This is a genomic window from Aeromonas bivalvium, from assembly GCF_000819765.1.
GTDB lineage: Bacteria > Pseudomonadota > Gammaproteobacteria > Enterobacterales > Aeromonadaceae > Aeromonas > Aeromonas bivalvium.
Genome location: NZ_CDBT01000010.1, coordinates 24052 through 35571 on the forward strand (window position 1 = coordinate 24052; position 11520 = coordinate 35571).

Below are 11520 nucleotides of genomic sequence, written 5' to 3' on the forward strand. Positions count from 1 at the left end.
AGCCTGGGGATGGCCGCCCCGTCGGGGGAGCGGCACTGCTTCGCGACAGGGGCGATAAGTGGCTGTTTTCAGTCCGGGAATAGCCCTGTGAGGCGCGCAGGGCGGGAATATTTGCGTCCCGCCCTGCGCCCCCATTGCATCAAAGGCCCAGGCTCGGCAAGATAGGCCCGCTTTCGCATGCTCAGGCACAGGATCAGGCTTCATGAATCACTCCATCCGTTTCTCCTCTTCGCGCAACAATCCGCCGCTGCGTCCCCTCGCCATCCTGTTGACCGGCCTCATCGCCTGCCTGTTTTGCCTGCGCAATCCGCTCTTCTACGGCATGGCTCCCGGCTTCGATGCCTCCCTGTTCGCCGTCATGGGCAAGATGTGGTACGAGGGGGGGGTGCTCTATCGCGACATGATCGACATCAAGGGCCCCATGATCTTCGCCCTCGATGCCCTGGGTTACTGGCTGGACGGTTTTCGCGGCATCTGGCTGCTGGAGCTGCTGCTGTGCTGGCTCGGCCTGCTGGCGAGCTGGCAGGCCTTCAATCAGCTCGCCCTCTCCTTTCGCGCCCGCCTCGGCGCCATGCTGGCGGTGCTGGCCCTGTACGGCACCCGTTACTACTACGGCAACATGACGGAGGATTGGACGTTTCATCTGGCCCTGATCGCCCAGTGGGCCTTCATCACCCTGCTGCTGGACAAGGAGTTTCGCTGGTGGCCGGCCCTGGTGGCCGGGCTCGGCTTCGCCATCGTCGCCTGGATGCGCACCAACAACGGCGCCCTCTGGGGGGCCTGGTATCTGGTGCTCTTCTGCCAGTGGTGCCTGCGCGAGCAGTGGCGCGATGCCCTGCTGCTGCTGCTCTCCAGCCTGCTGGGTCTGGCCCTGATTGGCGTCCCCCTCTATGGCTATTTCCAGCACCATGGGCTGCTGGCCGAATTCAAGTACTACGCCTTCGACATCTTCTTCGAGGGGAGCTATGGCAATGGCTTCTCCGTCTATGTGGGGGCGGTCGGCCTGCTGCGCACCGGCCTCGTCATGCTGCTCCCCCCTTTCATCCTCCTGATGCTGAGCCGACGCCAGGAGTGGTATCTGCCCGCCCTGATCGCCACCCTGCTGGCGGTGCTGTTCACCCTGATTGCCAACTCGGTGTCGGGCCATGTGTTCGATCACTATGATGTGCTCTACCTGCCGTTGGGGCTGCTGCCGCTGGCCTGCCTGCTCGATCGCAGCGAGCGCCAGAGCGATCTCATGGGCCTGTTTTGCATCTCCCTGGTGGTGCTCACCGCCAGCTGGCTGCTGGCCCAGCAGCTGATCTTTGGCTGGAGCAACAAGGAGTGGAGCCTGGAGCGGGTAAGCGAGGTGCTGGGGACCAGCCTGCTGTGGGCCTTGCCCGTGCTGATCCTGCTCCCCCTGTGGCGGGCCTGGGATGTGCGATCCGCCACCCCCTGGCTCGCCACCTTGGCCATGCTGGCCCTGATGATCAACAACGCCTGGGATGGCACCCAGAAGGGACGCCCTTTCAATGCCGCCGCCCAGGTGCGCGTCGATCGCATCCTGGCCGAGACCACCCCGAGCGACAGGATCTGGGTCGATGCCATCCAGCCCCAATATTATCTGTGGACCGATCGCCAGCCCGCCTCGGCCTATCTGTTCTTCGCCAACGTCAATCCCCCCTATGACGTGCGCGAGCGGGTGCTGCAGGATCTGCAGCGCCAGCCCCCCAAATTCATCATCGCCAAGGCGGAGAAGGTCGCCCTGGGACGCCAGCCGTCCGCCCCCCCCTCCACCCAGGCCTTCTACCGCTACCTGGAGACCCACTATCGGGAGGTCGAGCCCGGTCTCTACCGCCGGCAGTGATCCCGCCGTGGCCGCGAGCCCCGGCAAGACCCGGATATAAATCAGGCCCCTCATTGGCTACAATGAGGGGCCTCTTCGTTTCATCCCTTTTCATCCGGCAGGAGTCCCATGACGGCATTGACCTATCTCGGCGGCTATCCCGAGCCCCTCAAGGCCCAGGTGTTGCAGCTGATCGCCCACGGCAAACTCGGTGAATTTCTCGCCAAACGCTACCCGGACAGCCACCTCATTCAGAGCGACAAGGCCCTGCTCGCCTACACCCAGGAGCTCAAGAGCCGCTACCTCAAGAGCTCGGCCCCCCTCTCCAAGGTGATCTTTGATGGCAAGATCAACGTGATCAAGGATGCCCTTGGCCTGCACACCTATGTCAGCCGGGTGCAGGGCAACAAGCTCAAGGCCAAGAACGAGATCCGCATCGCCGCCCTGTTCAAGGCCGCTCCCCCGGCGTTTCTCAGGATGATAGTGGTCCATGAACTGGCCCATATCCGGGAGAAGGAGCATAACAAGGCCTTCTATCAGCTCTGCCAGCACATGGAGCCGGATTACCACCAGCTGGAGTTCGATCTGCGGCTCTGGCTCACCTGGCGAGATCTGGAGAAGAGCGCGGGGTGAGGCTGCTCGCCTGTCTGCTGCTCCTGCCCGCCATGGCCGCCCAGGCCCGGGCGCACTGGCAGCAGGATGCCTATCTGATGGAAAGCTTCCAGCGGGTGGCCCTCGGGCGGGAATACAGGGATGCCGGACCGGTCCGTTTCAACCGCTGGCGCGACCCCGTCAGGATCCACCTCGTCAACGAGGTGGGGGACAAGCCGCTGCAGGCCGAGGTGGTGCAGATCCAGGCGGCCCACCTGACCCGGATCACCGGCCACCCGGTCACCCTGGCCAAGGGCGCGGCGGGGGCCAACCTCACCCTGGTGATGACCCGCCGTGCCAAGGTGGCGCAATGGGCCGAGCGATTGATGGGCAAGAGCCCGAGTGTGAGCGCCGCCCTGGCCGATGGACTCTGCCTGGCCAATTTTGGCACAGACAGGGAGGGGGTCATTCGCCGGGCCAGCATCATCATCCCGGTGGACGCCAGCCGGGACAAGGGCCGCTTTCTCGATTGCGTGGTGGAGGAGCTGACCCAGGTGATGGGGTTGCCCAACGACTCGGATGCCGTCTTTCCCTCCGTGTTCAATGATCGCAGCACGGACAGCTTCCTGACCGGGCTCGACTACCTGCTGCTCAAGATGGCCTACCACCCGGCCCTGCATCCGGGCATGAGCCAGGCCGAGGTGGCCGCCGCCCTGCCCAGTGTGCTGCGGGATCTCAAGGCCGATGACGAGATCCGCGCCGCCAGTCGCCGGGTCCAGACCCTCAGCCTCAAATCCTGGGCTGGGCTCTGAGCCGGCGAGATGACGCAAGGGCAAGCGGGCCCACCTCCCCTGACTCTGCGTGGGGGCATGGCCGCCCAAGGGGATGTTGGCGCCCATGCTGGCGCAGCCAACCCTTGTCAGGCGACGTTCGACTCCGGCATCCAGCTCTCGGCGTTCTCCCACACCTCCTGCACCAGCTCCTCCAGCAGCTCTTTTTCCTCCTTGCTGGCCCGGGTGATGTTCAGGGCCATGTTGCTGCCCCCCGCCACCCGTACCTGGATATCGGGGAAATGGCGACCCAGCTGCTTGAGCAGCTCCTGCTCCAGGGCCGCCATGATGTCGGGGGAGACCTGTTTTTTCCTGTCGATGATGATTTCCAGACGCATACGCACCTCCGCTGTTGACACTGTAATTTTATACAGTATTTTTATTCCCTGTAAAGGGGGCGAGCGGAAAAGTCAGCGCAGGGGCTGGACGCTGTTGCACAACCACTCATGGACCCTGTGTACCCCGGCTCGCTGACTGTCGGGGCGCATCAAGAGGGCATATTCGTGATCCGTGCTGAGTACGGGGGCGAAGGGGGCCACCAGCACGCCGCTCTCCAGCTCTTCGGCCACTATGGTGGGATCCCCGAGGGAGATGCCAAACCCCTGCAAGGCGGCATTCATCGCGAGATCCAGGGTATCGAACAGCTGGCCCCCCCTGGGGAGCCAAGGGGTTTCGACGAAGGCGGCGAACCAGTTGCGCCAGTCCCGACGATCCGCACTGGCATGGAGCAGCGGCAGCGTCAGCAGATCCGTGATGGGGCGCTCGAACAGTGCGTGTCTGGCGGCAAAGGCGGGGGCGCAGATGGGGGTGAGGCGCTCGCGAAACAGGGGCTGACTGTGGGGGGCTCGCCCCTGGCAGGGCTGGTAGACGATGGCGAGATCGAAGGGCTCCCGGGAAAAATCGATGCCGTGGCTGTGGCTGCCGCGCACCTCAACCGCCTCTCCCTCGCACGCCTGCAGCTGGCGCAGCAGCCAACGGCTGGCGCAGGAGGGCACCTTGATGCTGATGGCCTGCTGCTGGGGCAGGGCTTGCAGGGCACTGAGCCCCTCCCCCATGCGGGCCAGTCCTTCGCTGACATAGGGCAACAGTTGCTCGGCGGCCGGGGTCAGGGCAAGGCAGCGGGTACCGCGCAAGAAGAGGGGGTGACCGAGGCGCGCCTCCAGCTGGGCGATCTGCTTGCTCACCGCGCCAGGGCTCACGCACAGCTCATCGGCCGCCAGGGTGAAGCTCAGGTGGCGGGCGGCGCACTCGAATACTTGCAGGCCGTACAGGGGCAATTGACTGCGAGGGGGGGACCATATCATGCAAGCCTCCATGCTTGAGATAAACTCACGCATACCATGCCGAATAATCCGTTGTCCGGCAAGGGCGCGAGGACTAAAAAGGGACATCATTCACACACATAGGTGATGGCCCCATGTCTTCCCCCCGCATCGTCAGCAAACTGCCCCAGGTGGGCACCACCATCTTCAGCGTGATCGGGGATCTGGCCGCCCGCCATCCCAGCATCAACCTCTCCCAGGGGGCGCCGAGCTTCCCCTGCGATCCCGAGCTCATCCGGGTGACCCACGAGGCCATGCTGGCGGGGGAGAACCAGTATGCCCCCATGACGGGGCTGCCCGCCCTGCGCGAACAACTGGCGGCCAAGATAGCGACCAGCTACGGCCATCACTATGACGCGGGCGAAGAGGTCACCATCACCGCCAGCGCCAGCGAAGCCCTGTTCTGCGCCATCACCGCCCTGGTTCACCCCGGGGACGAGGTGATCATGTTCGAGCCGGCGTTCGACAGCTACCGCCCCATGATCCAGCTGCAGGGAGCCACTCCTGTGGTGATCGCCCTCAAGGCGCCGGATTTTGCCATCCCCTGGGAGGAGGTGGCCGCCCGCATCACCCCCCGCACCCGCATGATAGTGCTCAACACCCCCCACAACCCCACCGGCACCGTCTGGCAGGCAGGGGATCAGGAGCGCCTCGCCCGCCTGGTGCGCGGCACCGATATCCTGATCCTCTCGGACGAGGTGTACGAACACGTGGTATTCGACGGCGCCCTGCACCAGAGCGTCATCCGCTATCCGGAGCTGGTGGAGCGCTCCGTCGCCGTCTTCTCCTTCGGCAAGACCTTCCACGTCACCGGCTGGCGGGTGGGTTACTGCGTGGCGCCCCGCCCCCTGATGGAGGAGATCCGCAAGGTGCACCAGTTCGCCATGTTCGCCGCCGACACCCCCATGCAGTACGGCTTCGCCCACCTGTTGCAGCAACCGGCCCACTATCAGGGGCTGGCGGCCTTCTACCAGCGCAAGCGCGACCTGCTGACCTCGGCCCTGGCGGATTCGCGCCTCACCCTGCTCCCCTCGGCGGGCAGCTTCTTCATGCTGGCGAGCTACGAGCGGGTAAGCGACGAGCCGGACAGCCTCTTCGTGCAGCGGCTCATTCGCGATCACGGGGTTGCCACCATTCCGGTCTCCGCCTTCTATCACGACGGCACGGATCAGCGGGTCATCCGCCTCTCCTTCTCCAAGGATGACGACACCCTGCTGGCGGGCGCCGAGCGCCTGTGCGGCGTCTAGGAGGCACCATGGATTCACTGCGCGTTGCCGTCCTCCAGATGGTCTCCGGGGATGATCTCGACCACAACCTGGCCCAGGCCGAGGCGCTGCTGCGCCAGGCCGCGGCCGAGGGGGCCGAGCTGGCCCTGCTGCCCGAATACTTCTACCTGATGCCGGAAAATGAGCGGGCGCGAGTGGCCCTGGCCGCTCCCGTGAACAGTCATCCCCTGCTGGCCTGGGCCCGGAAGCTGGCCCGGGAGCTCGGAGTCTGGCTGCTGGCCGGCACACTGCCCCTTGAGAGCGACGAACCCGGCAAGATGCACAACAGCAGCCTGCTCATCGACCCCAACGGGGAGCTGGCGAGCCGCTACGACAAGCTGCACCTGTTTGGCTTTTGCACCGGACAGGAGCAGTATGACGAGGCCGCGACCATGAGCCCGGGCCGGGAGGTGGTGAGCCATCCCCTGCCCTGGGGCATGCTGCGCGTCGGGATCTGCTACGACCTGCGCTTCCCCGAGCTGTTTCGACTCGATCCAACCCCCGACTTCATCGCCCTGCCCGCGGCCTTCACCCACACCACGGGGCTCGCGCACTGGGAGCTGCTGCTGCGGGCCCGGGCGGTGGAGAATCTGGCCTTCGTGTTCGCCAGTGCCCAGGGGGGGCACCACCCCGGCGGGCGGCGCACCTTCGGCCACAGCATGATCATCGATCCCTGGGGCCGGGTGCTGGCACAGGTAGAGGAGGGTCAGGGACTGGCCATCGCCACCCTGGATCTGGCGGCCCAGCGCAGGGTGCGCAGCCAGCTGCCGGCCCTCGCCCATCGCAAGATAGCCGTCGGCCCTTGAGGCCGGCACCCTTTAGCACGCTAGGAATGACACCACACTTCAAGGGACTGACCATGAAACTCAACACACTGATGATGCTGGTGGCCCTGGCCACCGCCGGCCAGGCCGCCGCCAAACCCCTGGTGATCGCCACCGACGCCACCTATCCCCCGTTCGAGATGGTCGACAGCAGCGGCAAGCTCGGCGGCTTCGAGGTCGATCTCGCCTATGCCCTGTGCGCGGCCATGAAGGCCGAGTGCGAGGTGATCAACCAGCCCTGGGATGCCCTGCTGCCCGGTCTGCAGGTGCGCAAGTACGACGCCATCATGTCCTCCATGAACATCACGGACGAGCGGCGCCAGAAGGTCGCCTTCAGCCAGGTCTACTACATGATGCAGAACCGCTTCGTGGGGCGCAGCGACAAGGCGGGCGACTTTGCCGACACCCCCGAGCACTTCAAGGGCAAGGTGATCGCGGTGCAGGAGGGCACCCCCCAGGACAACTTCATCACCGCCCGCTACGGCGACGTGGCCAAGATCAAGCGCTACGTCAACGCCCAGTCCCCCATGCTGGATCTGCAGTCCAGCCGCGCCGACTACACCTTCGGCAACATGGTGCAGCTGAAGGTGGGCTTCCTCGACAAGGAGATGGGCAAGCAGTTCGCCTTCGTCGGTCCCCAGTTCAACGGCACCCAGGACAAGATCCTGGGAGAAGGGGTGGCGGTGGCCCTGCGCAAGAACGATGACAAGCTCAAGAGCCGGTTCGATGCCGCCATCGAGAGCGTCAAGGCCGACGGTACCTTCGACACCCTGCTCAAGAAGTACCAGCTCGAAGACCTGCTCTGAGTCGGGACGGAGCAACCATCATAGAAGAGGGGGCGATCGGATCGCCCCCTCTTCATGTATCCAGAACAGGTTACCCCTGGCGCGCCTTGAAACGCGGGTTGCTCTTGCAGATGACGAACAGCTTGCCGCGCCGACGCACCAGCTGACAGTCTGGATGGCGTGTCTTGGCGGATTTGAGAGAGGCGAGTACCTTCATGCCGCCCCCTGCTTGCCGAGAAACGCGCCGAAACGCTGACCAAAGCGGGCCACCTGACCTTCACTGCCCACCTGCTTCTGCTTGCCGGTATAGAAGGGATGGGAGGCACTGGAAACATCCAGGGTCAGATAGGGGTACTCCTTGCCGTCCTGCTCCCACACCTGGGTGCGATCCGTCTTGAGGGTGGATCCCACCAGGAAATAGGTATTGGCCGTCACATCGTGGAACAGCACCTGACGGTAATCGGGATGGAGATCGGGTTTCATCATAGCCTCTATTGTTATGTTATAACAAAGCCTAGGTTATCCCAATCAAGAACCATTATCAATAGCAGAACCGAAGTGGCGACAAGGGCACCGGCATGGGCCCTGCTCGCCCACGGATACGCGCACCAGATGGGCAACGCGTCGGCGTGAGGATTCGGCATGGCGAGAACAGTGGACATGGTGGGCAAGCAGTCAAGTGGAGGGCACCACAGGGGCAATAGATGCAAAAAGGCCCGTCATGGACGGGCCTTTTTGTGCCGGAGACTCCGGCTTGTCATCAGACATGGTGCGGAAGGAGAGACTCGAACTCTCACGCCTGGGCGCCAGAACCTAAATCTGGTGCGTCTACCAATTTCGCCACTTCCGCAAAGAGGTTCACTGCTCGCCACCGGCCAGCGGACCAGGCAAACAGAAAGAGATAATGGGGTGGCTGATGGGGCTCGAACCCACGACAACCGGAATCACAATCCGGGACTCTACCAACTGAGCTACAGCCACCACTGAAAAACACGAGTACCATGCTTGGCAAAGCAAGATGGCGCGCCCTGCAGGATTCGAACCTGCGACCCACGGCTTAGAAGGCCGTTGCTCTATCCAACTGAGCTAAGGGCGCATTTATCCAAAGCTTTCATATCCACCGGGCTTGCCCTGGTGCCATGAAATGCATCGGTAAAATGGTCGGTGATAAAGGATTCGAACCTTTGACCCTCTGGTCCCAAACCAGATGCGCTACCGGGCTGCGCTAATCACCGAAATACATGTGCAAGGTTGCCAACAGCTTATCCGCGATAGGGCGGATGGGCAACGGGCGGGCATCATACCCAAGCGCCAAAGCCAGCGTCAACGAATTTTTCCGCCAATAAATTCAAGTGCCTACTTCTTGCCCGCCCGTGTCACGCCGCTAACACCCTGGCTAAAAAAATGCGACAATACGCACAGTTGAACCCATGGTGAGTGAAGAACGATGTCTGCCAAAATCATTGACGGAAAACAGGTTGCGCAAACGATTCGCAGCCAGGTGGCGAAAGAAGTCCAGCAGCGACTGGCCGCAGGAGAGCGTGCCCCCGGGCTCGCGGTGATCCTGGTGGGCGCGGATCCCGCGTCCCAGGTCTATGTCGGCAGCAAGCGCCGCGCCTGTGAGGAGGTGGGATTTGTCTCCCGCTCCTATGATCTCAGCGCCGAGGCGAGCCAGGCTGAGTTGCTGGCCCTGATCGACCAGCTGAACCAGGATGGGGACGTCGACGGCATTCTGGTACAACTGCCCCTGCCCGCCCACTTCGACACCACCCAGGTGCTGGAGCGGATCCGTCCCGACAAGGACGTCGATGGCTTCCACCCCTACAACGTCGGCCGTCTGGCCCAGCGTATCCCAGCCCTGCGCCCCTGCACTCCCAAGGGGATCATGACCCTGATCGAGGCCACCGGCGTCAAGACCCACGGCCTGCACGCCGTCGTGGTCGGCGCCTCCAACATCGTCGGTCGTCCCATGACCCTGGAGCTGCTGCTGGCCGGCTGCACCACCACCACCTGTCACCGTTTCACCCAGGATCTGGAAGCCCAGGTGCGCCGTGCCGATCTGCTGGTGGTCGCGGTGGGCAAGCCCAACTTCATCCCGGGCGAGTGGGTCAAGCCTGGTGCCCTGGTGATCGATGTCGGCATCAATCGCCTCGCCGATGGCTCCCTGGTGGGGGATGTGGAGTTCGAAACCGCCCGCAGCCATGCCGCCTTCATCACCCCGGTACCGGGTGGCGTCGGCCCCATGACGGTCGCCAGCCTGATGGAAAATACCCTGATCGCCTGTCGCGATTACCACGGCTGATCCCGTCTGCCGCCATCAACCCACAAGGCAGGCTCAGGCCTGCCTTCTCGTTCTATCTCCTCCCCCTTTCCATGTCCGCCCCGAAGCACCGCTCATCCCGGCCGTGACTGACGCCCACGGCCTCCCTGACCAAAATAGTCCTGCAACGCCGTCAACACCCGACGTACTTTCTGGGAAACCTCTCGCTCCGGGGTGATGGCATGGATAGCCATGGGGGCCATCCGGTAGGCGGGCAGCACCTCCTGCAAGCGCCCCAGGGCCAGATCCTCGCTCACCTCCGCCTCCGACAGCAGGGCTATCCCCTGCCCTGCCAGGGCAAACTGGCGCAGGGGCAGCACATTGTTGCAGATGACCCGCCCCACGAGCGTCAGCCCGTGGGGCTCTCCCTTCTCGTCCCTCAGCCACAGGGCGCCATCGAGGGAATCGGTCAGCAACCAGTCATGGTCCGGCAATTCGGCCAGCTGCCTGGGTATCCCTCGCCTGGCCAGATAGGCGGGAGAGGCGCACAGCAGCATGGAGACCTCCCCGAGCCGGCGCGCCACCAGGCTGGAGTCAGCCAGGGTGCCGACCCGCAGCGCCACATCGATCCGCTCCTTGAGCAGATCCCGCTTGCCGTCATCGGCGATGATGGCGAAATGCAGCCCGGGGTGGGCCGAGAGCAAGGGGGCGAGCGCCTGGGCCAGCGGCAGCCCCGCCATGCCCACCGGCGCCGTGATCCGCACCTCCCCCACCAGGCTGTCGCGCAGCTCACCGAGGCGCAGATCGATCTGATCCAGGGTCTGGCGCAATGTTTGGCATCCCTGCCAGACCAGCTCCCCCGCCTCGGTCAGGCTGAGGCGACGGGTAGAGCGATGCAGCAAGGTCAGGCCGAGCAGCTCTTCCAGCTGGCCGATATGCTGACTGACGGCGGAAGGGGTCATGCCAAGGGCCTTGGCGGCCCCCGTCATGGTGCCCGCCTCCACCACGGCGGCGAAGATGGCGTAACGCCTGAGCGGTTCCATTATTAAATCCAGCTTACAAGTGAATGTATTTTATGATGGATTATTAAATCACATCCGGGGGCGTAGGATGGCCCCATTCCCACAGTGAAGGAGAAGTCCCCATGAAAATAGCCCTGATCGGTGCCAGCGGTTTCGTCGGATCCGCCATCCTGAGCGAGGCCATCGGCCGTGGCCATCACGTCACCGCCATCGTCCGCGACGTCAGCAAGCTGGCCCCTCACCCGCAGGTCACCGCCGTCGCCGTGGATGCGCAGGATCCCCAGGCCCTGGCCGCCGTGCTCAAGGGGCACGACCGGGTGATCAGCGCCTACAACCCGGGCTGGAGTGCGCCGGACATCTACGACCAGTACCTCAAAGGGGCAAAAGCCATAGTCGCGGCGGCCGTGACCGCCCACAGCTGGTTGCTGGTGGTCGGTGGTGCCGGCAGTCTGGAAATCGCCCCCGGCGTGCAGCTGGTGGATACCCCGGACTTCCCGGTCGAATGGAAGCAGGGCGCCCTGGCCGCCCGCGACGGCCTGACGGCCCTTCGCCGTGAAACCGGCCTGGACTGGCGATTCGTCTCTCCCCCCGTGTTTCTGGAGCCCGGCGAGAAGCGCGGCGGTTATCGTCTCGGTGGGGATCAGGTGCTGTTCCATGGCGACAAGCCCGCCGGGATCCGGGTCGGCGATCTGGCGGACGGGATACTCGCCGAGGTGGAACACCCGACCCACCTGCGCCAGCGTTTCACCCTGGGTTACTGATCCCCCCACAGCAAGCAGGGAGGCCATGGCCTCCC

At 64.2% G+C, this 11520-nt stretch carries 13 protein-coding genes and 4 tRNA genes; 8 read left to right on the forward strand and 9 right to left on the reverse strand.

The genetic code is table 11. The features are described 5' to 3' along the window. Positions 1–202 precede the first annotated feature (202 nt). The 3 genes from BN1119_RS03610 (at position 203) to BN1119_RS03620 (ending at position 3228) form a co-directional block, all read left to right on the forward strand. A complete protein-coding gene (locus tag BN1119_RS03610; RefSeq protein WP_041994085.1) occupies positions 203–1846 on the forward strand; it encodes a hypothetical protein in 1644 nt (547 codons plus the stop codon). A gap of 108 nt (positions 1847–1954) precedes the next feature. Next, a complete protein-coding gene (locus BN1119_RS03615; RefSeq protein WP_041994086.1) occupies positions 1955–2458 on the forward strand; it encodes a M48 family metallopeptidase in 504 nt (167 codons plus the stop codon). Positions 2459–2490: 32 nt separating this feature from the next. Beyond that, a complete protein-coding gene (locus BN1119_RS03620; protein WP_084205280.1) occupies positions 2491–3228 on the forward strand; it encodes a DUF2927 domain-containing protein in 738 nt (245 codons plus the stop codon). Between the two features lie 107 nt (positions 3229–3335). Here the strand turns inward: BN1119_RS03620 and BN1119_RS03625 are convergent, their stop codons facing one another. Next, positions 3336–3584 carry a DinI-like family protein gene (locus BN1119_RS03625; RefSeq protein WP_041994088.1) on the reverse strand — a complete coding sequence of 83 codons (249 nt, stop codon included), beginning with the start codon at positions 3582–3584 and terminating at the stop codon, positions 3336–3338. 72 nt (positions 3585–3656) lie between these two features. Beyond that, positions 3657–4550, reverse strand: a complete 894-nt coding sequence (locus BN1119_RS03630; protein WP_041994090.1) for a LysR family transcriptional regulator — start codon at positions 4548–4550, stop codon at positions 3657–3659. A 113-nt stretch (positions 4551–4663) separates the two neighbouring features. Between BN1119_RS03630 and BN1119_RS03635 the strand changes: the two genes are divergently transcribed. Genes BN1119_RS03635 through BN1119_RS03645 form a run of 3 tightly spaced genes read left to right on the forward strand, consistent with a single transcriptional unit; the run spans position 4664 to position 7463 of the window. Next, on the forward strand, positions 4664–5815 hold the full coding sequence (locus BN1119_RS03635; protein WP_041994092.1) for a methionine aminotransferase: 1152 nt from the start codon (positions 4664–4666) through the stop codon (positions 5813–5815). 8 nt (positions 5816–5823) lie between these two features. Then, positions 5824–6639, forward strand: a complete 816-nt coding sequence (locus tag BN1119_RS03640; RefSeq protein ID WP_041994094.1) for a carbon-nitrogen hydrolase family protein — start codon at positions 5824–5826, stop codon at positions 6637–6639. A gap of 53 nt (positions 6640–6692) precedes the next feature. After that, the gene (locus BN1119_RS03645) at positions 6693–7463 is read left to right on the forward strand and encodes an ABC transporter substrate-binding protein (RefSeq protein WP_041994096.1); all 771 of its coding nucleotides are present in this window, start codon (positions 6693–6695) and stop codon (positions 7461–7463) included. 70 nt (positions 7464–7533) lie between these two features. On the opposite strand, the gene ykgO is transcribed toward BN1119_RS03645, so the two are convergent. The 6 genes from ykgO to BN1119_RS03675 all read right to left on the reverse strand — a co-directional run bounded on the left by ykgO (position 7534) and on the right by BN1119_RS03675 (position 8677). After that, positions 7534–7659: a type B 50S ribosomal protein L36 gene (gene ykgO / locus BN1119_RS03650; protein WP_005909330.1), complete on the reverse strand. Its 126-nt coding sequence runs from the start codon at positions 7657–7659 to the stop codon at positions 7534–7536. Next, on the reverse strand, positions 7656–7925 hold the full coding sequence (locus BN1119_RS03655) for a type B 50S ribosomal protein L31 (protein WP_041994099.1): 270 nt from the start codon (positions 7923–7925) through the stop codon (positions 7656–7658). Before BN1119_RS03655 ends, ykgO begins: the two co-directional genes overlap by 4 nt. A 284-nt stretch (positions 7926–8209) precedes the next feature. Next, positions 8210–8292 (reverse strand) — tRNA-Leu (locus BN1119_RS03660). 55 nt (positions 8293–8347) lie between these two features. Next, positions 8348–8423: transfer RNA gene (locus BN1119_RS03665), tRNA-His, on the reverse strand. A gap of 38 nt (positions 8424–8461) precedes the next feature. Continuing rightward, positions 8462–8538 (reverse strand) — tRNA-Arg (locus tag BN1119_RS03670). Between the two features lie 62 nt (positions 8539–8600). Beyond that, positions 8601–8677: transfer RNA gene (locus BN1119_RS03675), tRNA-Pro, on the reverse strand. A gap of 212 nt (positions 8678–8889) precedes the next feature. Between BN1119_RS03675 and folD the strand changes: the two genes are divergently transcribed. Continuing rightward, on the forward strand, positions 8890–9744 hold the full coding sequence (folD, locus tag BN1119_RS03680; protein ID WP_041994102.1) for a bifunctional methylenetetrahydrofolate dehydrogenase/methenyltetrahydrofolate cyclohydrolase FolD: 855 nt from the start codon (positions 8890–8892) through the stop codon (positions 9742–9744). Positions 9745–9836: 92 nt separating this feature from the next. Here folD and BN1119_RS03685 read toward each other — a convergent pair whose 3' ends face one another. Beyond that, positions 9837–10745 carry a LysR family transcriptional regulator gene (locus BN1119_RS03685; RefSeq protein ID WP_041994105.1) on the reverse strand — a complete coding sequence of 303 codons (909 nt, stop codon included), beginning with the start codon at positions 10743–10745 and terminating at the stop codon, positions 9837–9839. Positions 10746–10846: 101 nt separating this feature from the next. Here BN1119_RS03685 and BN1119_RS03690 point away from each other — a divergent pair, with 101 nt between their 5' ends. Further along, the gene (locus BN1119_RS03690; protein ID WP_041994108.1) at positions 10847–11485 is read left to right on the forward strand and encodes an NAD(P)-dependent oxidoreductase; all 639 of its coding nucleotides are present in this window, start codon (positions 10847–10849) and stop codon (positions 11483–11485) included. Positions 11486–11520 lie beyond the last annotated feature (35 nt).